Below are 24,608 nucleotides of genomic sequence, written 5' to 3' on the forward strand. Positions count from 1 at the left end.
CCTGCAGCCGACGTCGCGATGCGCATGTGCGCATCGTTCATCCAGCGTATGACGCATAACGTCTCCATGCACCGGCCACCGGCCGGTTGCGCGCGCATCCATCTCCGCGCCGCCTCATAACGATCCGACAATTTATTGGTTCCCTCGACGATGTGCTGTCCGTATCGTTCACCGACTCGTCAGACCAATCGACCAACGGGGAATCCAACAATGAATCCAGTCCGTTCATTCGCACTGCTCGCGCTGCCGGCCGCGCTCTTCGCCGCCGGCGCCCACGCGCAAAGCAGCGTCACGCTGTACGGCATCGCCGATGCGGGCATCGCCTATGTCCACAACGCGCAGAACGCGAACGGCAGCAACGCGTCGAGCCTCGTCAAGTTCAGCAGCGGCAACCTGTCGGGCAGCCGCTGGGGGCTGCGCGGCACCGAGGATCTCGGCGGCGGCCTGGCCGCGCTGTTCCAGCTCGAGAACGGCTTCAACATCGGCACGGGCGCACTCGGCCAGGGCGGACGCGAATTCGGCCGCAAGGCCGTCGTCGGCCTCGCAAGCAGCACGTACGGTACCGTCACGCTCGGCCGCCAGTACGATCCGGTCGTCGACCTCGTGCAGGGCCTCACGCAGGACAACTACTTCGGCGGCGTGTTCGCGACGCCGGGCGACCTCGACAACTACGACAACAGCCTGCGCGTCAGCAACTCTGTGAAATACACGAGCCCGCTGATCTCGGGCTTCCAGTTCGAGGGCCTGTACGGCTTCGGCGGCGTCGCGGGCGCCACCGGCAGCGGCCGCACGTACAGCTTCGGCGCAAGCTACGCGAACGGCCCGCTGTCGCTCGGCGCCGGCTTCTTCTACGCGAACGGCGGCTCCTCGGTCACGAACGGCGTGCGCACGTGGTCGAGCAGCTCGGACACGCTGTTCAACACCGTGATCAACCAGGGTTTCTCGAGCGCGAAGTCGATCCAGATCGTGCGTGTGGCCGGCCAGTACGTGGCCGGGCCCGCCACCTTCGGCCTCGCGTATTCGAATACGCAGTACGGCGCGGACACGCTGTCGGCGTTCAGCCAGAACGCGAAGTTCAACAACGGCTCCGCGTTCTTCAACTGGCAGTTCTCGCCGGCGCTGCGCGCGGGTGTCGGCTACAACTACACGTCGCTGACGGGCCCGTCTTCCGCGCACTACAACCAGGTCAACCTCGGCGCGGACTACGCGCTGTCGAAGCGCACCGACCTGTATGCGCTGTTCGGCTACCAGAAGGCGAGCGGCAACACGCTCAACGCGAACGGTGCGGTCGTGAAGGCCGCCGCGTCGGTCGGCTCGTACGGCGTGAACTCCGGCACCGATACGCAGGAACTCGCGATCGTCGGGATTCGCCACAAGTTCTGATCGCGTCGCCGCCAGGCGACGACAGCGACGGACGACAGCCGGCAGGCGCGCACCGCGGTGCGCGCCTGCGGCGTTTACACTGTCCGCGTTCAAGTTCCGCACGACACAAGGAGGCCGGCATGCTGACCGTATGGGGGCGCCGCAATGCATTCAACGTCCAGAAGGTGATGTGGCTCGTCGACGAGCTCGCGCTTGAGCATCGGCACGTGCCGGCCGGCGGGCAGTTCGGCGTGCTCGACACGCCCGGTTTTCTCGCGATGAACCCGCACGGGCGCGTGCCCGTGATCGACGATGGCGGCACGGTCGTCTGGGAATCGCACAGCATCCTGCGCTACCTCGCCGCGCGTTACGGGCGCCCCGGTTTCTGGCACGACGGTCCGGCCGAACAGTCGCGCGCCGACCGCTGGATGGACTGGTCGCAAACCACGCTGCAGCCGACGTTCCTGAACGGCGTGTTCCGGGGCTTCTACCGGACGCCGCCCGAGCAGCGCGACACGGCGCGCGTCGAGCAAAGCATCGCGCAGTGCGCGCAATACTTCCGGACGCTCGATGCGGTGCTGGCCGGGCAACCGTTTCTCGCGGGCGACACGCTCACGCTCGCCGACATCGCGGCCGGCACGCATCTGTATCGCTATTTCGAGCTCGACATCGCCCGGCCGGACCTGCCGCACGTGCAAGCGTGGTACGAACGGCTGAAAGCGCGGCCCGCATATCGCACGCACGTGATGATTCCGTTCGACGACCTGCGCGGCAAGCTCGACTGAGCGGGCGCCGCGCCAACGGCGGGGCGGCTTGTTGGATGGTTGTAAGAACAACGGTGTAGGGTGCCAACCTGTACGCCCGCCGGATTCGCATGCGTCGTCGCGACCAGGATCGTCGCCAGGCGGGTCATCGCTGACCAACCACGCAGGCAACGTGATGAGCGCTCAGGACGTCCCGGTCGACTTCGCTTCTCGGCAGGACACGGCGGCAGCCGTCCATCGAAACGCCGGCCTCGACGCGTTGCGCGCGTGCCTGACGTTGCTGGTGGTCTTTCACCACTGCGCGATCACATACGGCGCGCTCGGCGGGTGGTACTACCACGAGGTGGCTGCCCGCCCGTCCGTGGAATCCGCACTGCTGACGCTCTTCTGCGCGATCAACCAGGCCTTTTTCATGGGCCTGTTCTTTTTCCTGGCCGGCTATTACACGTCGCCATCCATCGATCGAAAGGGCGCCGCCCGTTTCCTCGCCGACCGGTTCATCAGGCTCGGCCTGCCTCTGCTGGTGTACGGCTTCGTGATCGGCCCGGCAACGATCGCCCTGGCGCAATCGGGCGCAGGCCACCCGTTCGCGGATACGCTGGGCCGCCTGTGGCGGAAAGGCACGTTCGAGAACGGCCCGATGTGGTTCGCCGAGGCGCTGCTGATGTTCAGCGCAGCTGCAGCACTCTGGCACATCGCCTTCCGGCGCACCGTGGCGCGCGATACGAACCGCCCCGACCGGAACCCCTTTCCGTCCGACAGGACGTTGGCCGCCGCGGCGTTGCTCACGGGTATCGCGGCACTGGCGTTGCGGTCCCGATGGCCGGTAGGTATCAACGTATGGGGGCTACAGCTCGGCTACTTCGCGAGCTACGTCGTGTTGTACGCAGCCGGGTACCGGACCGCGCGCTTGCACTGGATCGAGCATCTGCCGGCACGGCAGGTCAGACTGTGGTGGCGCATCGCTCTGCTGGCACTCCCTGTCCTGCCGGTCGCTTACCTGCTCGCCAAGCACGTTCCTGCATTGCGCGGCCACCCGCAGGAGGTGATCTACGCATTCTGGGAGCCGCTGGTCGCGTGGGGAACGAGCCTGTTTCTTGCCAGCCGTTTCCAGCGGCGCTTCGATCGACTGACGGGCGCATGGCAGTCGCTGTCCCGGCGCGCGTACACGATCTACATCATCCATCCCCCGGTGCTGGTGGGTATCGCCCTCGTATGGCGAACCGTGCCGGTGTCGCCGTTCCTGAAATTCGCCGTGACCGGCGGTGTCGCTTGCGTCACGTGCTACCTGATTGCCGGCCTCCTGCTCCGGGTGCCGAGACTCGCGTCGATCCTGTAAGCGCCCCCATGCCTGACGCAGCTGGAAGAAGGCGCACGATCGAGCCGGAAATGCGAGCCTAATGTCGCCGCATGCCCCCCGCCCCGCCCATGCCGCCGAACCCATGCATTCCTCCGAATTCGCGATGCGCGCCGACCGGGAACGCGCCATGGTGAAAACCGGCACCGGTCGGCACGCCGAAGCGGCGATGTTCCATCCCGTTGACGTGAACGACCGGATCGAAATGGTGGAAATGGTGGAAGTGGTGGAAACGATCGATGAAGACGAAGCCCACGCCCGCGCCGATGAAAAGCGGCGGCCCCCAGTACCCCAGGTCGGCATACGGGTAGTCCACCGCCGGATACCATAAAACACTACCATCGGGACTCTGCACGAACTGCCATGTGCCGTCGTCCTGCAGGCACGCACGCCCCACGATTTGCTGGTCCGTGCCGTCGATGTTCGCTCGCGCGACGACTGCACGGCAGCTGGCCGTGTCGTCCGCCAGATCGTCGTACGTTTGCGCGAAGACCGCCGCGGAACAGCCGAGACAGACGATACCTATCCCGGATCGAAACAAGTTGCACATGATCGGCTCCTGCCTGATTGCCCCCGACCACTCGATCGCATGGCGCCGCTGACGGCGCCCGACACATCGGATTGCTCACGCACGATTCACCACGCGGCGGTAACGCGCCGCCGCTACGTACAGGGTCTCCTGCCGGCTAAACGATGCGGCGCACCTGCTTATTCCAGGGGTCTGGTGCGATTGATCAACGCGGGAACCTTCGACAGTCGATGCCGCGGCTGGCGGCTGGCGGCTGGCGGCTGGCGCCGGCCTAGCGCCTCGCGAAGCGGTAGGCCGCTGCCGCCGTGATCCCGAATACCAGATGGGCCACCAGCGTGATCGCACCACGAACCGGAACGAACCACGGGAAGATCGCTGTGAAGGCGTACAGGTTGACGCCGTACAGGATGAGGCCGAACGCGCCGCCTGCAAGTAGCGCGGCCGCGAACGACAAGGTGCGGATCGTTTTCACCAGCACGGCCGCATAGACCAGCGACAGCACCATATGCACGAGGGTCGCCACCGCCATGACCAGCGGATCGAAGCCGGCGGACGCGTCGAGCACGCGGCGCCCCATCACGATGGCGGCCGTGAGGCGTGCGTCGCGCAGCAGGTTCCCGATCGCATCATCGCCGGCGATCGGCCAGAGCAGCAGTTCGACGACGGTCGAGCCGACCGCCGCGGCGAACGCCGCCCAGAGAATCGGGACGACACTGGCGCGTTTCAATTGGCGCCCCCGGCGCAACCGGCCGAGGAATCGAAGCAGCGTGTGCCGCCCCCGCTCCGGCGCCGGTCAGGCAGCATGTGCCCGCGATGCCGAACCGGGCAGCCACGCCACATCACGACGCCCGTTCGCAATCCGTCCAGTAAGCGAACGGATCGCGATGTTTCGGATAGTTTTCGTCCAGCCATTTCAGCAACGTCGCCCGTGCGTTGTCCATGTCGGCTTTCAGCGACGAGGTCGTCAATTCATGCACTTCGACGGACTTCTCGCGATCGACCACGAAGCAGTTCCAGTCGGGGCCGTCGAGATCCGGATCGTCGGACGCCTTCGACGACTTGCCCCAGCCGAACCCCTTGCGTGCGTCGATGTAGTACCGCGGATGCACTTTCAGGTACGACATCTCGCCGCCCTGCAGGCTGCTCTCCGCGCGCAGCACGTCGTGCCCGTCGACGATCTGCGTGACTTCCGGAAGCCGGCGCGCTCGCCATCCGGCGGGCAGCGTCGCGATGGCCTTGACGCTGTCGTACATCCCCCAATCCAGCCCCCACGCTTCGGCCATGCGCTTCATGAATGCGTCCGCATTCGGATAACCGCGCAGCTGAATCCGGGTCGACAGCGTGACTTCGATCCCGCCGCGCACGCCCGTGCCGGCGGATGCCTCGTTTGCGTTCGCTTCGAACGGGTTGCCGGGACGCGATGCGCGCGTCTCGTCCGTGGGCGCCATGCCCGAAAACAGCTGGTCGAGCGCTGCACGCGCTTTCGACGATTTGTCCGGCCTGTTCATTGTTGACCTCGCTTGCACCCGCACGGATGCATACATTTTCGATTTTCGTTCATCTCTCCACCTCATCGTTTTTCGCGGACGCATTGTCGTCGATCCGGCGCCGCCGGCCTAGTGCCTCGAATCGCACACCGCGTCCTTCGCAGCAGCCGGCCCGCCGTGGCGGGTCGCCACGACCATTTCCATTTCGCTCAGTTGCCTGCCGCCACCGCCGCCCGCATCCGCTCCATCAACGCCAGCACCTCCGGCCGATTCTCCCCCTTCGCGTGCACGAAGTAATACCGGAGCACCGAATCGACCTCGCGGCGGCTCACGCGCACGAGTTCGCTGCGCTTGAGATAGGCGTCGGCAAGCGGTACGCGCGCCAGCGCCACCCCGAGCCCGGCCTCGGCCGCGGCCAGCACGAGGTTGTAATCCTCGAACCGGCGATCCTGCGCGCGCGGCTTGAACGGCACGCCCAACGCATCGAACCACGTGCGCCAGCCGGTCACATCGGAATCGTGCAGCAACGGCATGTCGAGCAACGCGGCATCGCCGCGCCGGCGGCGCTCTGCAGCCAGTTGCGCGGCGAGCCGCGGATGCGCGACCGGATAGAGCCGCTCCGGCATGAACGCACGGGTTTCGAGCTGGCGCCAGTTGCCGCGCCCGTACCGGATCGACAGGTCCGCTTCGCCGCCGGCGATATCCACGTTGCGAAGATCGATGCCGAGTTCGATCTGCAACGCGGGCGCCTCGCTCTCGAGCGCATGCTGCCGCTCGAACAGCCATAGCTGCGCGAATGCCGGCACCACGCTCATCCTGACCAGTCGCGGCGCGCGCGGCGAACGCCACTGATCGGCCGCACTGTCGATGATCGCGAACGCCTGTTCGATCCGGCCGACGAAGCGCTGCCCGTCCGGCGTCAGGCGCACGCCGCGCGCATGACGTTCGAACAACTTCAGGCCGAGCCAGTTTTCAACGGCGGCCACCCGCCGGCTGATCGCGCCGTGCGTCACGCCGGAGACGTCGGCGGCGGCCAGGAACGAACCCTCGCGCGCGACCGTGCACACCGTCTCCAGGCTCGCGAGCGGCGGCCGCGAACCCGGCGCCGGCGTTGGCGCCGCGGCGGGCAACGCCGGCGCGCCACGCTTCGCGCGGGGCGAAGCGCCGACCGGCCGCCGGCTCGAGCTGTGAATCATCTTCATATCCGGATGCTGATCTGTGCGCTAGCTTAACATCTCGCGACGCCGCATCATCGCCGCATGAACACACTCTCCACACCGTCGTCGCGCGCTGCGCGGCAGCCGCTGGTCGCGGCCGGCGCGGTCGCCTTCACGATCGTTTCGTGGGCGTCCGCTTTCCCGTTCATCCGGATCGGCCTGCATGGCCTGACCCCGCTTCAGCTCGCGGCGGCACGCTTCGCCACCGCGGCCGTGCTGATCGTCGCGTGGCTGGTGGCGCGACGGCCGCGCGTGCCGACCCGGAGCGATGCGCTGCGCTTCCTGCTGTGCGGCTTTCTCGGCATCGCGCTGTACAACGCGCTGCTCAATACCGGCGAGCAGACCGTGTCGGCCGGTGCGGCAAGCTTCATCGTGAACACCCTGCCGATCTTCACGGCCCTGCTGGCTGCCGTGTTTCTCGGCGAGCGCTTCAATCGCTGGGGCTGGCTCGGCTCGCTCGTCAGCCTCGCCGGCATCGCGGTAATCGCGCGCGGGCAGCCGGGCGGCCTCGTCCTCGGCGCGGGCAGCACGCTGATTCTCGGCGCGGCCCTGTGTTCGGCCAGCTATTTCGTGCTGCAGCGGCGGCTGATTCCGGTATACGGCGCGCTGGCCTGCACCGCTTACACGCTGCTGGCCGGCGCGCTGCTGCTCACGCCGTGGCTGCCCGGCGCGCTCGGGGCGCTGGAGAGCGGATCGCGCGACACGACGCTGGCCGTCCTGATGCTCGGCATTTTCCCGGCCGCGCTGGGTTACGCGACCTGGACCTTCGCACTCGGCTACTTCGGCGCGGCACGCGCCGCCAACTTCCTCTATCTGACGCCGGCGGTCGCGACGGCCCTGTCGATGGCGCTGACGGGCGAGCGGCCCGGAATCGAGACGGTGTGCGGCGGCCTGCTGGCGATCGCCGGCGTGATCTTCGTGGCGTTGCGCGGACGCGCTTAGGCGCAATGCCGCATCGGGCCGGCACAGTCGGCCCGACGATCCGCAAGCGAACCGGTCGGATGAACCCCAGCATCTGCAAAGCCGATCGGATGGCGCGGGCTGTCGACTCGCGCCAGTTCGCCAGCGCCGCCGGGGCTCGACCGTTAGTTGCATAAATAGGGCATCGATCCCGATGAAACCCGGCAGCTCAACCGGATGCGCAATCACAACGTTCCAAACTGTGCAGACAAATCGACCGAACAGTTCCGGATTGACCGCGCATCAGTGTCCATGGCTTCGCCCCGGCCGCCGGCCGAATAATGGATGCAGCCGTAAGGCCGTCGACAGCGAATCGCAATCCATCGCGTGCCGCGGCGCACGATTTCCGGCATCCGGCGCCTTCGGATTTCGGGCGCCGGCCTTGCCGCGCCGGCCCCGTGACGCGATTCGCTGCAGCGCGCAAAATCGGCTTCATATATATTCATACGAATTGCGCGCTGTCAGGCCCCGGGCCGCTCATCCGGGCATCACGCCGACGGGCAGGACACGATGCAAGTGAAACCCATGACGGGTATGGAGACTCATCCGATCGCCCCGGCCTCGCCGTCGGACGGTCGAGACGTCCAATAGAAAGATCATTCAAATCGGAGATGGCAGATGGAACGAAGCACTGTCGGCATGCGCTGCAAACCCCTGATCACCGTCGCACTGGCTGCCGCCGCATTCGCGGCCGCGTCGGGCGCGATGGCCGACCAGGTCGTCAAGATCGGCAGCGTCGAACCGACGACGGGTGGCATCTCGCACCTCGGCAAGGACAACGAGAACGGCGCGCGCCTCGCGGTCGAGGAAATCAACGCGAAGGGCCTGACGATCGGCGGCAAGAAGATCACGCTGCAACTCGATGCGCAGGATGACGCGGCCGACCCGCGCCAGGCCACGCAGGTTGCGCAGAAGCTCGTCGACGACAAGGTCGTCGCCGTGATCGGCCACCTGAACTCGGGCACGTCGATCCCGGCGTCGAAGATCTACAGCGACGCGGGCATCGTGCAGATCTCGCCGTCGGCCACGAACCCGACCTACACGCAGCAGGGCTTCAAGACGACGTACCGCGTGGTCGCGACCGACGCGCAGCAAGGCCCGGCGCTCGCGAGCTACGCGCAGGCGAAAGGCGTGAAGAGCGTCGCGGTGATCGACGATTCGACCGCGTACGGCCAGGGCCTCGCGAACGAGTTCGAGAAGAAGGCGAAGGCGCTCGGCCTGAAGGTGCTGTCGCACGACGCGACCAACGACAAGGCCGTCGACTTCCGCGCGATCCTGACGAAGGTCAAGGGCGAGAACCCGGACGCGATCATGTACGGCGGCATGGACGCCACCGGCGGCCCGCTCGCGAAGCAGGCGAAGCAGCTCGGCCTGCGCGCAAAGATCCTGTCGGGCGACGGCGTGTGCACCGACTCGCTGGCCGAACTGGCCGGCGCGGCGGCCGACAACGTGCTGTGCTCGCAGGCAGGCGCCGCGCTCGAGAAGATGCCGGGCGGCGCGGACTTCCTCGCGAAGTACCAGAAGCGCTTCAACCAGGGCATCAAGTTCGATGCGCCGTTCGCGTATGACGCGGTCTACATCGCTGTGGACGCGATGAAGCGCGCGAACTCGACCGACCCGGCGAAGATCCTCGCGGCGATGCCGGCGACGAAGTACGACGGCGTGATCGGCACGACGACCTTCGATGCGAAGGGCGACCTGACGCACGGGATCATCTCGATCTACGGCTACAAGAGCGGCAAGAAGACCTTCCTCGACCAGGTGAAGATGTAACCCGCCGCGGCGCCGGCACGACGGGAACGCCACCCGTCGGCGCCGGCGCCGCGCGGGCCGATTTCTGATTCACGGAGACGAAGCATCATGTGCGCAATGGCGTATGCGGAATTCCAACAGGAGTTGAGAAAGGCACAGTTGACGGCGCGCGAGTTCGCCCGCCTGATCCGGATGAACGAAAGTTCGATCACGAACTATTCGAGCAAGGGCACCGTCCCGTCCCACCTCGCGGTCATCGCGAAACTGATCGGCACGCTGGCCGCGCACGAGATCGATTTCCGGCGCGTGATCCGGCAGATGCGGATCGAACCGAAACGGCCGCGCGGCGGCGGCGTATTTCCTGCGGCGGACAAGCCGCGTTCCAGAAAAACGACGAAGACCGACGCCTGAGCGCGGGCATGCGTCGACAGCGGCTCAACGCTTGCCGCTTGTCGCTCAACGCCGGAACGGAAGTCGTCTCACGGGCACCGCGCCATGCGACGCCCGATCATCCTCCCGCCGCCCGCACGTGATCGAGCAGCGCCTGCAACGGATGGCGCACCTGCTTCGAAGACATTCGCTTCACCTGGCTGCGGCATGAATAGCCGGTCGCCAGCGCCTCGCCCTCCCCATCCGCCGCATCGACGTGCGCCGCCCACGACTGCGCATAGATCGTCTTCGACGTCTCGAGATTGCGCGCTTCGTGCCCGTAGGTGCCCGACATCCCGCAGCACCCGGTTGCCTGCACCTGCAAACGCAGCCCGCGTCGCGCGAATACCTGTGCCCATTGCTTGCCGCTGTCGGGCGCATTGGTCTTCTCGGTGCAGTGCGGCAGCAACCGGTACGAACCGGCGACGCGCGGCACGCCGCCCGCAGCCGCTTCCGGCAGCGCTTGCAACAACCATTCCTGCGGCAACGCCACCTTCGGCACATCGGCGACCCCCGTCACCTTCAGGTATTCCTGCCGATACGTGAGCGTCATCGCCGGATCGAGGCCGACCAGCGCGACACCCGAGCGCGCCAGCGCCGCCAGTTGCCCTGCATTGCGGATCGCCGCCTTCTCGAACGCGCGCAAGAAGCCTTGCACGTGCAGCGCCTTGCCGTTCGGCGCGAGCGGCGCGAGCCACACCTGAAAACCCGTGCGCGCCGCCAGCTCGATCAGTGTCGCCAGCTGCTCGGTATCGAAATAGCGCGTGAACGTGTCCTGCACGATGACGACGCTGCGTGCGCGCTGCGCGTCGCTCAGCGCGGCGAGCGCCTGCGGGTCGGCCGGCTTCACGCGCCATTCGCGGATCACGGCCGCGAGATCGAAGCGGCTCAGGAGCGGGCTGTCGACCATGCCGACGTGCCGCTCGAGCAGCGTGCGCACCCAGCCGGCGCGCATCAGCCCGTTGTACAGGGCGGGCACGCGCGCCATCCACGGCATCGTGAATTCGAGCGAGCCGATCAGGTAGTCGCGCACCGGCCGCAGGTAGCGCTGGTGATACAGCTCGAGAAACCGCGAGCGGAATTCGGGCACGTTGACCTTGACCGGGCACTGCCCGGCGCACGATTTGCACGCGAGGCAGCCGGCCATTGCGTCGTACACCTCGTGCGAGAAATCGGCCTCGCCGTTGCGCGCCGCGCGGCTGTTGCGCCAGCGCCCGGCCAGGCCGCGCAGGAACGGCTGCCGTGCGCGCGCCGCCGCGACGACGTCGACGCCGGCCTGCCCTTGCAGGCGCAGCCATTCGCGCATCAGCGACGCACGCCCCTTCGGCGACTGCACGCGTTCGCGCGTCGCCTTCCACGACGGGCACATCGCGTCGTCCGGATCGAAGTTGTAGCACGCGCCGTTGCCGTTGCAGTGCATCGCCGTGCCGTAGCTCTGCCACACGCGCTCGTCGATCTGCCGGTCGTGGTCGCCGCGCGTCGGCACTTCGTCGATCTTCAGCAGCCGCATCGTGTGATCCGGCGGCGTCGCGATCTTGCCCGGGTTGAACTGGTTGTGCGGATCGAACGCGGCCTTCAGCTGCTGCAGCGACGGATACAGCTCGCCGAAAAACGCCGGCGCATATTCGGAGCGCACGCCCTTGCCGTGCTCGCCCCACAGCAGGCCGCCGTGGCGCTGCGTGAGCTCGGCCACCGCATCCGACACGGGCCGCACCAGCGCCGCCTGCTTCGGGTCCTTCATGTCGAGCGCCGGGCGCACGTGCAGCACGCCCGCGTCGACGTGGCCGAACATCCCGTACTGCAGCCCGTGGCCATCGAGCAGCGCGCGGAATTCGGCGATGTACGCGGCGAGGTTCTCGGGCGGCACCGCGGTGTCCTCGACGAACGGCTGCGGGCGGGCCTCGCCCTGCACGTTGCCGAGCAGGCCGACCGCGCGCTTGCGCATCGCATACACGCGCTTCACCGCGTCGTCGCCGGCCGCGAGCGTGTGGCCCAGGCGCTCCACGCCGGTATCGGTGCGCAGATGGTCGACGAACGCACGCACGCGTGCGTCGACGTCGTCCGCGTCGTCGCCGCTGAATTCGATCAGGTTGATGCCGAGCGTCGGACGCGCGTCGTCCTGCGGGAAATACTCGGCGACGCTGCTCCACACGAAGTCCTTCATCGCGAGCATCAGCACCTTCGAGTCGACCGTCTCGATCGACAGCGGCTCGTGCGCGAGCAGGGCGCGCGCGTCGCGCAGCGCATCCATGAAGCCCGCGTAGCGCACGTTGACCAGCACCGAATACTTCGGGATCGGCAGCACGTTGAGTTTCGCCTCGACGACGAAGCCGAGCGAACCTTCGGCGCCGCACAGCACGCTGTTCAGGTTGAAGCGGCCGTCGGGTTCGCGCAGGTGCGCGAGGTCGTAGCCGGTCAGGCAGCGGTTGAGCTTCGGAAACTTCGCTTCGATCAGCGCGGCCTTGTCGTCGCTGATGCGTCGCGCGGTGCGGTACACCTTGCCGATGCGGTCCTGCCGCGCACAGCGGCGCTCCAGTTCTTCGTCATCGAGTGCGTCGCTGTGCAGCCGCTCGCCGCCCATCAGCACGAAATCCAGTTCGAGCACGTGATCGCGCGTCTTGCCGTACGTGCAGCTGCCCTGCCCGCTCGCGTCGGTGTTGATCATCCCGCCGACGGTCGCGCGGTTCGACGTCGACAGTTCCGGCGCGAAAAACAGCCCGTGCGGCTTCAGCGCCGCATTGAGCTGATCCTTGACGACGCCCGCCTGCACGCGCACCCAGCGGCGCTCGACGTCGATTTCGAGGATCCGGTTCATGTTCCGCGACAGGTCGACGGCCACGCCGTCGGTCAACGACTGCCCGTTGGTGCCCGTGCCGCCGCCGCGCGCGGCCACCGCGACGTCGCGATGCGCGGGCTCGGCGAGCAGCCGTGCCAGCAGCTGGACGTCGTCGGCATGCGCGGGGCAGATCACCGCTTGCGGCAGGCGCTGGTAGATCGAGTTGTCGGTGGCCTGCACCGTCCGGTTCGCATGGTCCGCGCGGATCTCCCCGGCGAATCCGGCGGCCCGCAGCGCGGCGAGAAAGTCACGGTACGCATTCGCGGGCGGGCTGGCGGGACGGGGCAACGAGGCGATCGACATGGGGCAAAAGCGCAGTGTGGGTGGAGCCGGCCGGTTCGCGCGCTCCGAAACATGATTTTTTGGCAAGTTTCCGCGCGACCGGGAATTCCAGTATCTTTGGAATTTCCGTGATAAACAAACGAATTCTCACCCGGCGAATATTGCATAAAACTCATGAATTACCGTCGCCTCACCCCGTCCATGTCGCTGCTGCTCGTGTTCGAGGCCGCCGCGCGGCATGAAAGCTACACGCGCGCGGCCGAGGAGCTGTCGCTGAGCCAGAGCGCGATCAGCCGGCAAGTCCAGACGCTCGAGGATCAACTCGGCGTGCCGCTGTTCCGGCGCGAGGGCCGCTCCGTGAAGCTGACCGAGGTCGGGCGCCGCTACTTCGCCGAGCTGAGCGGCGCACTGGGGCGCATCCGCGGCGCGACGCTGCAGGCGATGTCCCACCAGGCGGGCGCCGGCACGCTGCGGCTCGCCACCTTGCCGACGTTCGGCTCGAAATGGCTGTTGCCGCACCTGCACGACTTCTACACCGCGCATCCGGGCGTGACCGTGCACCTCCATTCGCGGATCGGCGCCATCGATTTCCTCAACGACGACCTCGATGCGGCCATCACCGTCGGCGCGGGCGACTGGCCGGGCCTGCACGCGCACCGGTTGTACAACGAGTTCCTGATCGCGATCGCGCCGCCGGACACCGGCAGCCGCCGCAAGGCCGACGCGCGTTCGCCGGCGTGGGCCGCGAAACAGACGCTGCTCGGCGTGACGAGCAACCAGCAGGCGTGGGCCGAGTGGTTTTCGCACTATCGGCTCGACCATCGGCAGATGCGCATCGGCCCGAGCTTCGAGCTGACGTCGCACCTGATCCAGGCCGTGCGGGCCGGGATGGGAATCGGGCTGGTGCCGAAGGTGCTGGTGGAAGACGAGCTGGGCCGCAACGAACTCGTGTCGATCGGCGACGCGATCACCAGCCAGCGCAGTTACTACCTCGTCTATCCGCCGGGGAACGAGACACTGCCGTCGCTCGTCGCGTTCCGCGAATGGCTGCTGAAATCGTGCTGAAACTCGGCCGCCGGCGGGCTGCCCGCGTTCAGGTACGCCATTCGCCGAGAATCTGCTCGGCCAGGTAGTCGCACGGCGGGCGCGCGGACTGCGCGCTGCGCGCGAGCACGACCTCGAGTTCGCCCAGCGGCGGCAGCCCGTGGCTTTCCGACAGCTGCACGAGATGATCGGGAATGCAGCAGCGCGCCAGCGGCGCGACCGCGAGCCCGGCCTCCACCATGCTGAGGAGGCCGAGGTGGCTCGGGCTCTCGTAGGACATCCGGTACGGGATCTTCCGCCGGTTCAGCGCCTTGACCGCCTGATCGCGCGCCATGCTGCCGCCGTGCGTGAAAAAGGCTACCGGCAGCGGCCGCTCCTCCCATACGTTGCGTTTCGGCGACCCGGCCCACACGAGCGGTTCGAGCCGGATCAGCTCGCCGGTCACGCCCTTGATCCGCGTGAGGCACGCGAGGTCGACCGTGTTGTCCTTCAGCATCGGCACGAGCGCGCTGCTCGGCTGGCCGATCACGCGCACTTCCACACGCGGGTGCATCGCGGCGAACTTGCCGAGCACCTGCGGCAGCAGCGACGAAATGTAGTCGTCGGGCACGCCGATCGTCACGCGGCCGCGAATCTCCGGGCGCACGACCGACGCCCAGGCCTCGTCGCGCATCGCCAGCATCCGGCGGCCGTATTCCGCAAGCATCGTGCCTTCGCCGGTCGGCGTCACGTTGCGGGTGTCGCGGATGAAGAGGGGCTTGCCGAGCGCATCTTCGAGCGCCTTGATCTGCATGCTCACCGCCGACGGCGACCGGTGCACGGCCTGCGCGCCCTGAGCGAACGATCCGGATTCGGCGACGGCCACCACCATCGCGAGCACATCGAGGTCGAGCTTTTTCATCGTATTCAGAAAAACTGATCAATCGATTCAGTTTATCCCGTTTTACTGTTCACCTCCACGATCGGACAATGACTCCCGTCAGCACTCACTCGTTGCAGGAATCGTCAGACATGCATACGTCCGGATCGCTCTACGGGTTTCTCGTCATCGGCGGCATGCTCGCGGTCACGCCCGGGCCGAACATGGTCTACGTGATGTCGCGCTCGATCGCGCAGGGCCGCACGGCGGGGCTCATTTCACTCGGCGGCGTGATGATCGGGTACCTGTTCTACATGTTCGGCGCGGCGTTCGGCATCACGACGCTGTTCATGAGCGTGCCCTATGCGGGCAGCGGGCTGGCCGTGGTCGGTGCGGCGTACCTGCTGTATCTGGCATGGCAGGCCGTCAGGCCCGGCGGCCGCTCGCCGTTCGAGGTGCGGGCGTTGCCCAGCGAGCGGCCGCTGCGGCTGCTCGCGATGGGCGCGACGACCAGCGTGCTGAACCCGAAGCTCGCGATGCTGTTCATTTCGTTGCTGCCGCAGTTCATCGACTACCGGAACGGCAGCGTGCTCGGCCAGTCGCTGTTTCTCGGTTCGCTGCTGATCGCCGCATTCGCCTGCGCGAACGGGACGGTGGCGATCTGTTCCAGCAGCATCGCGAAGTTCCTGCACGGACGCCCGACGCTGCTGCTCGCCCAGCGCTGGGCGATGGGGCTCATCCTCGGCGGGCTTGGTGTGCAGATGGTGGTCGATGCGTCGAGGATGGCAGGTGTGGCGTGATCCGCGAATCATACGATCGGGCGAATGCGTTCAGCGCAGTGACCGGAAGCTCGCACGCAGTTCTTCCGACAGCGCATTCGGCTGCTCCCAGGCCGCGAAATGCCCGCCACTGGGCAACCGGTTGTAGTGAATCAGTTTCGGATACGCGGCCTGCGCCCAACGCTTCGGCGCGGCGTAAATTTCATCCGGAAACACGCTCACGGCCACCGGAATGGTCACATGCTTCGGCGCAAAGAATTCGAGCTTGCTCTCCCAGTACAGGCGCGCCGACGAGACGCCCGTGCGGGTCAGCCAGTAGAGCGTGACGTTGTCGAGCACGTCGTCGCGCGTCAGTCCCTCGGTATGGCCATCGAAAACGCGCGCGATGAGCGCGAGGCCGCTCGCGTCGTGGTCAAGCATCCATGCGGCGAGCCCGACCGGTGAATCCTCGATGCCGTACAGCGTCTGCGGGCGGTTCGCCATTTCCTGCGCATAACCGAGGCCGTGCCTGTAGAAACGATCGAGCTGCTCGTACGCGTGCCGTTCGTCCGGCGGCAAACCGGCGGGCGCGGGCTCACCGGACTTGAGTGCCTTCGCGATGTCGTCCGGCACCGTGGCCGGCATGTTCGTGTGAATCGCGACGAGCTCCGGCGGCGCGATCAGCGCCATCTGCTCGGTCACGGCATTACCCCAGTCGCCACCCTGCGCCACGTAACGCCGGTATCCGAGGCGTTTCATCAGGACGATCCACGCACGCGCAATGCGCACGGGATCCCAGCCGGTCGCAGCGGGCTTGCCCGAGAACCCGTAGCCCGGCAACGATGGAATCACCACGTCGAACGCGTCCGATGCCGTGCCGCCATGGGCCGTCGGATCGGTCAGCGGCCCGATGATCTTCAGTTGCTCGATGATCGAGCCGGGCCATCCGTGCGTGACGATGACGGGCAACGCATCCGGATGTTTCGAGCGAACGTGGATGAAATGAATGTCGAGCCCGTCGATCCGGGTGACGAACTGCGGAAGTGCGTTCAGCGTCGCTTCGACCTTGCGCCAGTCGTAGTCGGTCGCCCAATAGCGCGCGAGTTTCTGCATCGTCGCGAGAGGCACGCCCTGCGATGCGTCGGCGACCGCTTCCCGTTCGGGCCAGCGCGTTGCGTTGATCCGCCGCCGCAGCTCGGCAAGTTGCACGTCCGGCGCATGCACCCGCAGCGGGCGCACGGCGGACGCGTCGCCGCCGGCCGGTCGGGCAACGCCCACGACGGCCCGGCTCGTTTCGGTTTCGGTTTCGGCAAACGTGAGGCGGCTCAACGAACCTGCCACCGCGGCGGTCGCGGCTACGCCCATGAAATGACGCCGCGACGGCGTCCGCAAAGAAGTATCAGTCGACATACACGCTCCTGTTGGTCGGATGAACGACATCTGCACTACTGATTACTGGTCGTTCGCAAGAACTTCGCACCGGCACCGGGAACGGGCGCCAGTGCGCCCGCTTCACGCGAGATAGCCGGAAACGCCGTCCCAGAAGAGTTTCAGCGCGGTCACCGCCAGCAACCCGTAGCAGATCCGATAGATCAGGCGCTGGTCCAGCCTGCCGTGCAGCCGCCAGCCCAATACCACGCCGGCCGGAACGGCGAGCAGGCAGACCGCCATCAATGCCCAGACGTTCATGGTCGGCCGCACGATCAGCATCCACGGCACCGCCTTGAGCGCGTTGCCCACGGTAAAGAAAAGACTCGTCGTTCCCGCGTACATCTCCTTGCCGAGACCGAGCGGCAGCAGGTACATCGCGAGCGGCGGCCCGCCCGAATGCGCGACCATCGTCGTGACGCCCGACGCGAGACCGGCGGTCACGGCCTTCGGTCGCGAACGCGGACGGACCGTCAGCTGCGCGCCGCCGGCCACCCACAGGCCGACGAATATCAGCGTGACCGCCGCCATCAGGAGTTCGATGGCCCGATGGTCGAGAAACCGAAATGCCAGATAGCCGCATCCGATACCCATCACCAGCCCGGGCAGCAGCAGAACGAGATCCGGCTTCGACCATGTCGAAGGCTTCCAGTACCGCAGCGCGAACAGATCCATCGCGATGAACAGCGGAGCGAGCAGACCGCCGGCGGTCACCGGGTCCATCACGAGCGACAGCAGCGGTATGCCGATGATCGCGAATCCACCGCCGAATGCGCCGCGCATGAACGCGATCACGAACACGCCCGCGAACGCGATCAGGATGGTGGTCAGCGTCAGTTGCAGCCCCACCGCGACCGGTGCGGCCGTCATGACCGACTCACCGACACGGAACGCCACACGGCGGGCTGCCGCGAGCCGGCCCGTAGCTGCGTCGCCGCCATGCGAGCGATCAGGGTTGAACGCGTTCCATGCATACTGCCTCTCCAATGGGTATGCCGGGGCGATGCAGTGCGCCGGTCAGGTGCGCTGCCTGCCGCCCGAGTCGTACAAGCGTTGCAGCCCCGGTACAATCGACTCGACGAAATCAGAATGCACCGCCGCATATCTCAGTTCAATAAAAACATTGACCTCGGTGCAATAATCATTGTTATCGGTGCAATCCATGTCCAAATCCGAGTATCTGCAACTGGCCGACGCGATTGCCGCGCAAATCGCCGACGGCACACTGGCGCCCGGCGATCGCCTGCCTCCCCAGCGTCTTTTCGCCGACCAGCATGCAATCGCCGCATCGACGGCGGGCCGGGTCTACACGGAGCTCTTGCGACGCGGGCTGGTGGTAGGTGAAGTCGGCCGCGGCACCTTCGTGTCGGGCGAGACGCGGCGCGGGGCGGCGGCGCCCGGGGAGCCGCGTGGCGTACGGATCGATCTCGAGTTCAACTATCCGAGCGTCCCCGATCAAACGGCGTTGATTGCACGAAGCCTGAGCGGATTGCACCGACCGGCGGAACTCGATGCCGCGCTGCGCGAGGCCACCAGTATCGGCACCGCGACCATCAGAAACGTAGCCGCCGCCTATCTGTCGCAACCGGAATGGTCGCCGTCGCCGGACCAGCTCGTGTTTACCGGCAACGGGCGGCAAAGCATTGCCGCAGCCGTGGCCGCGGTCGTTCCGACCGGCGGGCGCTGCGGCGTGGAAGCGCTGACCTACCCGTTCATCAAGGGCATCGCCGCCAAACTGGGCATCTCGCTGGTACCGCTGGCGATGGACGACGACGGCGTGCGTCCCGACGCAGTGCAAAAGGCGCACCGTGAAGCCAGGCTGTCGGCAATCTATATCCAGCCGGCCATCCAGAACCCGCTGGGCATGACGATGAGCACCGCGCGTCGCGCCGAACTGTTACGCGTGGTCGAAAAGCTCGACATTCCCGTCATCGAGGACAACGTGTACGGCTTCCTCGGCGACGAACCGCCACTGGCCGCGCTCGCTCCGGACACCTGCATCGTGATTGACAGCCTGTCCAAGAAGGTCACGCCCGGCATGACCCTGGGATTCATCGTGCCGCCGCCGCGGCTACGCGAAAGCGTCATGGCATCGGTACGCTCGGGCGGGTGGACCGCCTCGGGATTCGCGTTCGCGGCCGCGCAGCGGTTGATGCGCGACGGCACCGTGGCCGAGCTCGCGCAACTCAAGCGCATCGATGCGAGCGAGCGCCAGGCGCTGGCAATCGATCGTCTCGCGGGTTTCGATATCCGGACCAACGGCAAGTGCTACCACCTGTGGCTGACCTTGCCGGCACACTGGCGCTCACAGGCGTTGGTCGCGGCCGCGGCCAGGCGCGACATCGGGCTGACGCCGTCGACCACGTTTGCCGTCTCGTCCGGCCATGCACCGAACGCGGTAAGGCTCGCACTGGCCGCGCCGACCATGGACCAGCTCGACGCCGGGCTGCGGACACTGACCGCGATACTGAACGGCCGCGAAGAAGATTTCGACTTGACCGAATAAGCACCGTCCAGCCGACCGGCGCGCCGAAGTCCGACGGCGCGCCCCGTCACTTCGTCAGCAACTCGGCCTCCAGCTCGCGCAACCGCTCCGGAAACCGGACGCGCAGCACCAGGAACCACCCGAGCCCGATCGCCAGCAGCGCGACGAACACATAAGGCAGCCACGCATACACGCCCTCCGGCACCGGATAAACGCTGCCGGCCAGCGGAATCGCGAGCAGCACGACCGCAATGACGCTGATCGCCACATGCCGCGCGCGAAGCCGGCGCTGGCGGCGCAGATAGAGCGGCGCGCCGATCGCCACCAGCACGTATGCAAGCAGCCAGCCGTACGTGGCAATCGAGCTGAGATAGCCATACGAATCGAGTAGCGCGGTGCCGCGCGCGGTGAATACCAGCGCGGTGACCAGCGCCAGCACCGCGATCAGCGCCACCGCGACGTGCGGCGTCGCATTGCGCTTGTGTGCGTGGCCCGTCGACGCATGCAGCATGCCCTGCCGCCCGAACGTATAGACGATCCGCGCCGCCGCATTGATCGACGAGAAGAACGCCGCGAAGAAGCTAAACGCCACGCCTGCGTCAATCAGCACGCCGACCCAGCCGGCGCCGAGCCGATGCGCGAGCACCGCGAGCGGGCCGTCGACCCGGTCGAGCGGCGGCGTCTGCCCGTGGAACGCGCTCACCATCCCGTACGCGCCGATCACGAACAGGATCGCCGGCCCGACAACGCTGATCAGCACCGCGCGCGGAATCGCGCGGAACGGGTCGCGCGCTTCCGCGCCGAGCACGGTCGCACTCTCGAACCCCGTGAAGCTGAAGAACGCGAGCACCATCCCGAGCTGCAGCTGGGTCGGCTTCACGCCTTCGAGCGTCAGTTGCGCGCGATCGACCGGATGCCCGCCGAACGCGATCGTCCCGATCACGACGACGGCGATCAGCAACAGCGTGGCGAGTTCGACGAACAGCGTGAAACGCGTGGACAGCCGGATGTCGCGAAACGCGATGTACCACGCGGCGAACGCGGTGACGACCGTGAGCCCGAGCACCGCGCCGAGCGGCGTCGCGCCGCCGAGCAGCCCGGTCTCGCGGCCCAGCACGAGAAACGTGTTGATCGTCCCCTGCAGGATGCCCGCGGCGGCCACCGCATAGGCAATCAGCAGCGACCAGCCGCAGATCGCGCCCCAGACCGGCCCGATGCCGGCCGACACGTATGCATACAGCGCCCCCGGCGACGCCGAATCGCGCGCGAACACCGAGATGCTCCACGACGCAAACAGCAGCGCGACGATCGCGAACAGGTACGCGAGCCACGTGCCGTTGCCGGCCGTCGCGAACACGGCGGGGATCAGCACGCCGATCCCGCCGGACACGCCGACGAGGCCGATCGACTGCGCAATCAGTTCGGGCAGGCTCAGGTAGTTGCGCCGCAGGCCGCCCGCCGGCGGTGCGGCATGCTGCGCGGGCAGTGCCTGCGCGGGGCTTGCTGGATGACTCATCGATTGACCTCGTCAGGAATGAAGCGGCGCCGCGTGCGTGCCGTCCGCGGCGGTGGTGGTGGTGATGGTGAGGGTGGTGACGGCGGCCGGCGCGAGCCGGTCAGTTCCAGGAATGGCGCGCGGGCTTCACGCCGTTGAGGTAGTAGTTGCCGATCGCGTGATACTTCCAGCGCACCGGGTCGTGCAGCGTATGCACCCGCGCGTTGCGCCAGTGGCGGTCGAAGTTGTATTTCGCCAGCGTCGACTTGCTGCCGCCGAGCTCGAACAGCTTGCTCGCGGCAAGCAGCGCCACCTCGGTCGTCGCGATCTTCGCCTCGCCCACCGCGATCGCGGCCTGCGCAACCGTTTCCTCGCCCGGCTCGCGCTTCGCCGCGTCGACGAAGCGGCCCGAGCGCGCGAGCAGCGCTTCGGCCGCGTGCACGCGGTACGCGATGTCGCCGATCTGCGCGACCGTCAGCGGGTCCTCGCTCGCGCGCTCGACGCCGCTGTCGATCCACGGGCGCGCATGCTGCTGCACGAACGCGATCGTGTCCTGCAGCGCGGCGCGCGCGATCCCGAGGTCGATCGCGGCGGTCGTGATCTGCGCGAACGGGCCCGCGAAGGTCGGGCGATCGTACGAACGCTGCGTGTGGAAGATTTCGAACGGGCTCACGCGCACGTTCTCGACGATCACCGTGCCGCTCGCGGTCGTGCGCTGCCCGAAGCCGCTCCAGTCATCCACGACGGTCAGCCCCGGCGCACCCTGCCGCACGAAGGCGAGCACGGCCTGGTCCGACTCGTCGAGCGCGAGTACCGGAATCCAGTGCGCGAACAGCGTGCCGGTCGAATAGAACTTGCGGCCGTTCAGCACGAACGCGTCGCCGTCGCGATGCACGCGCGTCCGGATATCGAGCACGTTCTTGCCGCCGGCTTCGGAAAACGCGTTCCCGTAGCGTGTGCCCTTCAGGACGAGATCGAAGAAGAAGCGCTTCTGCGCATCGCTGCCCTCGAGGCGGATGTCCTCGATCAGGCAATAGTGGTTCTGCGGGATCTGGCCGAGTGACGGGTCCGCCTCTGAAACGATCGCGATCACTTCCGCGAGCGTCACGTTCGACACCTCCGCGCCGCCGTATTCGCGCGGCACGGTGATGCCCCACAGCCCGCTCGACGAGAACAGTTCGATCTCGTCGAACGGCAGCTTCCGCTCGCGGTCGCGCAGCGCGGCGTGCTCGGCCAGCCGTGCCGCGACCTGACGCGCGACGTCGAGTGCCTCGGCATCCGAGCCGATGACGGGAACGGGCGTGGCGCCCGCTTGCGGTTGCACGTTTTCTTCGATGATTTCCGTAGACATGTCGATTCCGGCAAAGCTCATGAACCGGCCGGCAGCGCCGGGAAGCATCCGCCGACCTCCTGTTTCGATATCCGAAACGTCAAACCGGGTCGACCCGCGAGAACCGCCGGTGTCGCCCCTTCGATCGGCCGGTGCGCGGCACGTGTACGTGCCCGCCGCGCACCGGCCCCCGCGTCACGCGGCAACCGCCTGCCGTTGAGCCTCGAGTTCGCGCACGAGCGGCAGCACGCGCTGGCCGAAGTATTCGACCTCCTCGATGAAATGCAGGAACCCCGCAAGCACGAGATCGACGCCGATCGCCTTCAGCGCGACGATCCGTTCGGCGATCTGCTGCGGCGTACCGATCAGGTTCGTGCGGAAGCCGTCGTTGTACTGCACGAGATCCTCGAACGTCGATTTCGCCCAGTTGCCCTCCCCCTCCGGCGACGCCTTGCCGGCCTGCTTCACCGCATCGCCGAACGCGTGCACGGCCTCGACGTGCGCGTGCCGGATGATGTCGTCGAGCACGGCCTGCGCCTCTTCCTCCGTATCGCGCGCGATCACGAACGCGTTGACGCCGATGCGCACGCGATGGTTGTTCGCCGCCGCCTTCGCACGGATGTCGTCGATCTGCGCCTTCAGGTTCTCCGGCGTATTGCCGTTCGTGAAATACCAGTCCGACACGCTCGCCGCGTTGTCGCGCGCCGCGCGCGAGCTGCCGCCCTGAAAGATCTCCGGATGCGGCTTCTGCACCGGCTTCGGGCTCAGCGTGTAGTCGTTGAAGCGGTAGAAATCACCCTTGAACGTGAAGTTGTCCTGCGTCCAGATGCCTTTCAGCGCCTGGATGAATTCCTTCGAGCGCCGGTAGCGTTCGTCGTGCTCGAGCCACGGCTCGCCGATCGCGGTGAATTCGCCCTTGAACCAGCCGCTCACGACGTTGATCGCGATGCGTCCGTTCGAGATGTGATCGATCGTCGCGAGCTGCTTCGCGACCACGGCCGGGTGCCACGGCCCGGGCAGGATCGCGGCGAGCACCTTGAGCTTCGTCGTCGCGTGCAGCAGCGCCTGGCTGAACGACACCGACTCGTGCTGGTATTCGGCGCCGTAGCCGGCCGTGAAGCGGATCTGGCTCAGCGCGTACTCGAAGCCGGCCGCCTCGGCCGTGCGTGCGAGCTGCTGGTTGTATTCGAGGCTCCAGTCGGTGCGTTGCTCGATCGTGCTGACGACGAGGCCGCCGCTGACGTTCGGCACCCAGTAGGCGAACTTGACGCCGTCGGCGGAAGAGTCGGAATGGCTCATGAGTGTGTCCTGGTCGGAAGGGAAAACGCTGGCGGCCTAGGCGGCCGCGACGGAAAGCGCATGCGGGCGCAGCTGCGGCACCGCGCGATCGACGGCGAGCGCGATGCGCGCACGCAGCGCCGGGCTCGCGATCTGGTACTGGTCGAAATCGCTTTCGGACGCATACACGCCGATCGGCAGCGTGCGTGCCTGGAAGAAGCTGAACAGCGGCCGGAGCTGATGGTCGATCACGAGCGCATGACGCTCGCTGCCGCCGGTGGCGGCGAGCAGCACGGGTACGTCGACCAGCGCCTCGTGATGCACAAGGTCGAACAGGTGCTTGAAGAGGCCCGTGTACGACGCGCGATACACGGGGCTCGCGACGACGAGCGCATCGGCCGTCTCGATCGCACGGATCTGCGCGTCGAGGTCGGCCGGCACCTGCGCGCGCGTCAGCGCGCCGGCCAGCCGGCTGCCGATCTCGCCGAGTTCGATCAGCCGCGTGTCGATCGGCAGCGCGGCGCCGAGTGCCGCGACGATCGCGTCGGTCAGCGCCAGCGTGCGCGACGGCCGTTGCAGGCCGCCCGATATCGCGACCACGTTGATTGCATTGCTCATCGGTTGCATTCCCATTGTCGAATCGGGTGCCGATGCACCCGCCACGTCATGGGTCAGCAAGGAGCGTGCCATTTCGACGAAGGCGATGAAAAATCGATCGTCTGCATGACGAAATGCATCGCGATCGACGGCCTGTCGTGGCACACCCGCCGATCGACACACGTTGATAAGCGTGCCAGCCACGGCATCACAACCATATTCCGCAGCACGATGAACTGGGGGAAACAGCGCTGCTGATGCACTGCTGCGTAATCAGCAGCGCGGTGCGCGGCGGACGCATTTTTCCGCTTCCGCACGGATTCCGGCAGGCGCGCAGCGTCCAGCGCAGCAATCCGGCA

Annotated in this window: 23 protein-coding genes; 10 read left to right on the forward strand and 13 right to left on the reverse strand. The window is 67.0% G+C overall.

Annotated features, from left to right (window positions below; translation table 11 throughout):
- Positions 1-210 precede the first annotated feature (210 nt).
- From ACTJLD_RS29525 to ACTJLD_RS29535, 3 genes are all read left to right on the forward strand, one after another.
- Complete coding sequence (locus ACTJLD_RS29525; protein ID WP_440660298.1) at positions 211-1,383, forward strand: porin; 1,173 nt, start codon at positions 211-213, stop codon at positions 1,381-1,383.
- A 119-nt stretch (positions 1,384-1,502) separates the two neighbouring features.
- On the forward strand, positions 1,503-2,147 hold the full coding sequence (locus ACTJLD_RS29530; RefSeq protein WP_226255623.1) for a glutathione S-transferase family protein: 645 nt from the start codon (positions 1,503-1,505) through the stop codon (positions 2,145-2,147).
- 154 nt (positions 2,148-2,301) lie between these two features.
- Positions 2,302-3,465, forward strand: coding sequence for an acyltransferase family protein (locus ACTJLD_RS29535; protein ID WP_440660300.1), 1,164 nt, complete (start codon positions 2,302-2,304; stop codon positions 3,463-3,465).
- Between the two features lie 58 nt (positions 3,466-3,523).
- Here the strand turns inward: ACTJLD_RS29535 and ACTJLD_RS29540 are convergent, their stop codons facing one another.
- The 4 genes from ACTJLD_RS29540 to ACTJLD_RS29555 form a co-directional block, all read right to left on the reverse strand.
- Positions 3,524-4,033, reverse strand: a complete 510-nt coding sequence (locus ACTJLD_RS29540; protein WP_440660302.1) for a hypothetical protein — start codon at positions 4,031-4,033, stop codon at positions 3,524-3,526.
- 250 nt (positions 4,034-4,283) lie between these two features.
- A complete protein-coding gene (locus ACTJLD_RS29545; RefSeq protein WP_440660303.1) occupies positions 4,284-4,739 on the reverse strand; it encodes a sodium:proline symporter in 456 nt (151 codons plus the stop codon).
- Positions 4,740-4,851: 112 nt separating this feature from the next.
- Positions 4,852-5,520, reverse strand: a complete 669-nt coding sequence (locus ACTJLD_RS29550) for a hypothetical protein (RefSeq protein ID WP_027792169.1) — start codon at positions 5,518-5,520, stop codon at positions 4,852-4,854.
- 188 nt (positions 5,521-5,708) lie between these two features.
- Positions 5,709-6,701 (reverse strand): LysR substrate-binding domain-containing protein, encoded by a 993-nt coding sequence (locus ACTJLD_RS29555; RefSeq protein WP_226187635.1) that lies wholly within the window; start codon positions 6,699-6,701, stop codon positions 5,709-5,711.
- 57 nt (positions 6,702-6,758) lie between these two features.
- Between ACTJLD_RS29555 and ACTJLD_RS29560 the strand changes: the two genes are divergently transcribed.
- From ACTJLD_RS29560 to ACTJLD_RS29570, 3 genes are all read left to right on the forward strand, one after another.
- The gene (locus tag ACTJLD_RS29560) at positions 6,759-7,658 is read left to right on the forward strand and encodes a DMT family transporter (protein WP_027792171.1); all 900 of its coding nucleotides are present in this window, start codon (positions 6,759-6,761) and stop codon (positions 7,656-7,658) included.
- Positions 7,659-8,294: 636 nt separating this feature from the next.
- Positions 8,295-9,449, forward strand: coding sequence for a branched-chain amino acid ABC transporter substrate-binding protein (locus ACTJLD_RS29565; protein ID WP_440660306.1), 1,155 nt, complete (start codon positions 8,295-8,297; stop codon positions 9,447-9,449).
- An 87-nt stretch (positions 9,450-9,536) separates the two neighbouring features.
- On the forward strand, positions 9,537-9,839 hold the full coding sequence (locus ACTJLD_RS29570) for a hypothetical protein (RefSeq protein ID WP_059685469.1): 303 nt from the start codon (positions 9,537-9,539) through the stop codon (positions 9,837-9,839).
- 97 nt (positions 9,840-9,936) lie between these two features.
- Here the strand turns inward: ACTJLD_RS29570 and ydiJ are convergent, their stop codons facing one another.
- Positions 9,937-12,996: a D-2-hydroxyglutarate dehydrogenase YdiJ gene (ydiJ, locus tag ACTJLD_RS29575; protein WP_440660308.1), complete on the reverse strand. Its 3,060-nt coding sequence runs from the start codon at positions 12,994-12,996 to the stop codon at positions 9,937-9,939.
- Between the two features lie 153 nt (positions 12,997-13,149).
- On the opposite strand from ydiJ, the gene ACTJLD_RS29580 reads away from it, so the two are divergent.
- Positions 13,150-14,040 carry a LysR substrate-binding domain-containing protein gene (locus ACTJLD_RS29580; RefSeq protein ID WP_027792174.1) on the forward strand — a complete coding sequence of 297 codons (891 nt, stop codon included), beginning with the start codon at positions 13,150-13,152 and terminating at the stop codon, positions 14,038-14,040.
- A gap of 28 nt (positions 14,041-14,068) precedes the next feature.
- Here the strand turns inward: ACTJLD_RS29580 and ACTJLD_RS29585 are convergent, their stop codons facing one another.
- Complete coding sequence (locus tag ACTJLD_RS29585; RefSeq protein ID WP_027792175.1) at positions 14,069-14,920, reverse strand: LysR substrate-binding domain-containing protein; 852 nt, start codon at positions 14,918-14,920, stop codon at positions 14,069-14,071.
- Positions 14,921-15,030: 110 nt separating this feature from the next.
- Between ACTJLD_RS29585 and ACTJLD_RS29590 the strand changes: the two genes are divergently transcribed.
- Complete coding sequence (locus ACTJLD_RS29590; RefSeq protein WP_021160723.1) at positions 15,031-15,678, forward strand: LysE family translocator; 648 nt, start codon at positions 15,031-15,033, stop codon at positions 15,676-15,678.
- A 30-nt stretch (positions 15,679-15,708) separates the two neighbouring features.
- On the opposite strand, the gene ACTJLD_RS29595 is transcribed toward ACTJLD_RS29590, so the two are convergent.
- The 3 genes from ACTJLD_RS29595 to ACTJLD_RS29605 all read right to left on the reverse strand — a co-directional run bounded on the left by ACTJLD_RS29595 (position 15,709) and on the right by ACTJLD_RS29605 (position 18,228).
- On the reverse strand, positions 15,709-17,046 hold the full coding sequence (locus ACTJLD_RS29595) for an epoxide hydrolase family protein (protein ID WP_440660310.1): 1,338 nt from the start codon (positions 17,044-17,046) through the stop codon (positions 15,709-15,711).
- A 102-nt stretch (positions 17,047-17,148) separates the two neighbouring features.
- Positions 17,149-17,934 carry a sulfite exporter TauE/SafE family protein gene (locus ACTJLD_RS29600; RefSeq protein WP_059814847.1) on the reverse strand — a complete coding sequence of 262 codons (786 nt, stop codon included), beginning with the start codon at positions 17,932-17,934 and terminating at the stop codon, positions 17,149-17,151.
- A 147-nt stretch (positions 17,935-18,081) separates the two neighbouring features.
- Positions 18,082-18,228, reverse strand: a complete 147-nt coding sequence (locus ACTJLD_RS29605) for a hypothetical protein (protein WP_440660311.1) — start codon at positions 18,226-18,228, stop codon at positions 18,082-18,084.
- Between ACTJLD_RS29605 and ACTJLD_RS29610 the strand changes: the two genes are divergently transcribed.
- Positions 18,227-19,570 (forward strand): aminotransferase-like domain-containing protein, encoded by a 1,344-nt coding sequence (locus ACTJLD_RS29610; RefSeq protein ID WP_301825022.1) that lies wholly within the window; start codon positions 18,227-18,229, stop codon positions 19,568-19,570. The genes ACTJLD_RS29605 and ACTJLD_RS29610 overlap by 2 nt on opposite strands.
- Before the next feature lie 46 nt (positions 19,571-19,616).
- Here the strand turns inward: ACTJLD_RS29610 and ACTJLD_RS29615 are convergent, their stop codons facing one another.
- The 4 genes from ACTJLD_RS29615 to msuE all read right to left on the reverse strand — a co-directional run bounded on the left by ACTJLD_RS29615 (position 19,617) and on the right by msuE (position 24,270).
- A complete protein-coding gene (locus ACTJLD_RS29615) occupies positions 19,617-21,065 on the reverse strand; it encodes an APC family permease (protein ID WP_091922644.1) in 1,449 nt (482 codons plus the stop codon).
- Positions 21,066-21,165: 100 nt separating this feature from the next.
- Positions 21,166-22,395 carry an SfnB family sulfur acquisition oxidoreductase gene (locus ACTJLD_RS29620; RefSeq protein WP_042975765.1) on the reverse strand — a complete coding sequence of 410 codons (1,230 nt, stop codon included), beginning with the start codon at positions 22,393-22,395 and terminating at the stop codon, positions 21,166-21,168.
- 174 nt (positions 22,396-22,569) lie between these two features.
- Entirely contained in the window at positions 22,570-23,673 is a 1,104-nt protein-coding gene (gene sfnG / locus ACTJLD_RS29625; protein WP_027792181.1) for a dimethylsulfone monooxygenase SfnG, read from the reverse strand.
- 36 nt (positions 23,674-23,709) lie between these two features.
- On the reverse strand, positions 23,710-24,270 hold the full coding sequence (gene msuE / locus ACTJLD_RS29630) for an FMN reductase (RefSeq protein ID WP_042975766.1): 561 nt from the start codon (positions 24,268-24,270) through the stop codon (positions 23,710-23,712).
- 48 nt (positions 24,271-24,318) lie between these two features.
- Here msuE and ACTJLD_RS29635 point away from each other — a divergent pair, with 48 nt between their 5' ends.
- Positions 24,319-24,507 carry a hypothetical protein gene (locus tag ACTJLD_RS29635; RefSeq protein ID WP_185735306.1) on the forward strand — a complete coding sequence of 63 codons (189 nt, stop codon included), beginning with the start codon at positions 24,319-24,321 and terminating at the stop codon, positions 24,505-24,507.
- Positions 24,508-24,608 lie beyond the last annotated feature (101 nt).

Origin of the sequence: Burkholderia sp. 22088 (assembly GCF_052045915.1) — a bacterium.
GTDB classification, from domain to species: Bacteria; Pseudomonadota; Gammaproteobacteria; order Burkholderiales; family Burkholderiaceae; genus Burkholderia; species Burkholderia cepacia.

Bases quoted from the DNA above. Each gene is read 5' to 3' on its own strand.
- ACTJLD_RS29525 (WP_440660298.1), top strand. From the start codon at position 211: ATGAATCCAGTCCGTTCATTCGCACTGCTCGCGCTGCCGGCCGCGCTC.
- ACTJLD_RS29530 (WP_226255623.1), top strand. From the start codon at position 1,503: ATGCTGACCGTATGGGGGCGCCGCAATGCATTCAACGTCCAGAAGGTG.
- ACTJLD_RS29535 (WP_440660300.1), top strand. From the start codon at position 2,302: ATGAGCGCTCAGGACGTCCCGGTCGACTTCGCTTCTCGGCAGGACACG.
- ACTJLD_RS29540 (WP_440660302.1), bottom strand. From the start codon at position 4,033: ATGTGCAACTTGTTTCGATCCGGGATAGGTATCGTCTGTCTCGGCTGT.
- ACTJLD_RS29550 (WP_027792169.1), bottom strand. From the start codon at position 5,520: ATGAACAGGCCGGACAAATCGTCGAAAGCGCGTGCAGCGCTCGACCAG.
- ACTJLD_RS29555 (WP_226187635.1), bottom strand. From the start codon at position 6,701: ATGAAGATGATTCACAGCTCGAGCCGGCGGCCGGTCGGCGCTTCGCCC.
- ACTJLD_RS29560 (WP_027792171.1), top strand. From the start codon at position 6,759: ATGAACACACTCTCCACACCGTCGTCGCGCGCTGCGCGGCAGCCGCTG.
- ACTJLD_RS29565 (WP_440660306.1), top strand. From the start codon at position 8,295: ATGGAACGAAGCACTGTCGGCATGCGCTGCAAACCCCTGATCACCGTC.
- ACTJLD_RS29570 (WP_059685469.1), top strand. From the start codon at position 9,537: ATGTGCGCAATGGCGTATGCGGAATTCCAACAGGAGTTGAGAAAGGCA.
- ydiJ (WP_440660308.1), bottom strand. From the start codon at position 12,996: ATGTCGATCGCCTCGTTGCCCCGTCCCGCCAGCCCGCCCGCGAATGCG.
- ACTJLD_RS29580 (WP_027792174.1), top strand. From the start codon at position 13,150: ATGAATTACCGTCGCCTCACCCCGTCCATGTCGCTGCTGCTCGTGTTC.
- ACTJLD_RS29585 (WP_027792175.1), bottom strand. From the start codon at position 14,920: ATGAAAAAGCTCGACCTCGATGTGCTCGCGATGGTGGTGGCCGTCGCC.
- ACTJLD_RS29590 (WP_021160723.1), top strand. From the start codon at position 15,031: ATGCATACGTCCGGATCGCTCTACGGGTTTCTCGTCATCGGCGGCATG.
- ACTJLD_RS29595 (WP_440660310.1), bottom strand. From the start codon at position 17,046: ATGTCGACTGATACTTCTTTGCGGACGCCGTCGCGGCGTCATTTCATG.
- ACTJLD_RS29600 (WP_059814847.1), bottom strand. From the start codon at position 17,934: ATGACGGCCGCACCGGTCGCGGTGGGGCTGCAACTGACGCTGACCACC.
- ACTJLD_RS29610 (WP_301825022.1), top strand. From the start codon at position 18,227: ATGTCCAAATCCGAGTATCTGCAACTGGCCGACGCGATTGCCGCGCAA.
- ACTJLD_RS29605 (WP_440660311.1), bottom strand. From the start codon at position 18,228: ATGGATTGCACCGATAACAATGATTATTGCACCGAGGTCAATGTTTTT.
- ACTJLD_RS29615 (WP_091922644.1), bottom strand. From the start codon at position 21,065: ATGAGTCATCCAGCAAGCCCCGCGCAGGCACTGCCCGCGCAGCATGCC.
- ACTJLD_RS29620 (WP_042975765.1), bottom strand. From the start codon at position 22,395: ATGTCTACGGAAATCATCGAAGAAAACGTGCAACCGCAAGCGGGCGCC.
- sfnG (WP_027792181.1), bottom strand. From the start codon at position 23,673: ATGAGCCATTCCGACTCTTCCGCCGACGGCGTCAAGTTCGCCTACTGG.
- msuE (WP_042975766.1), bottom strand. From the start codon at position 24,270: ATGAGCAATGCAATCAACGTGGTCGCGATATCGGGCGGCCTGCAACGG.
- ACTJLD_RS29635 (WP_185735306.1), top strand. From the start codon at position 24,319: ATGGGTCAGCAAGGAGCGTGCCATTTCGACGAAGGCGATGAAAAATCG.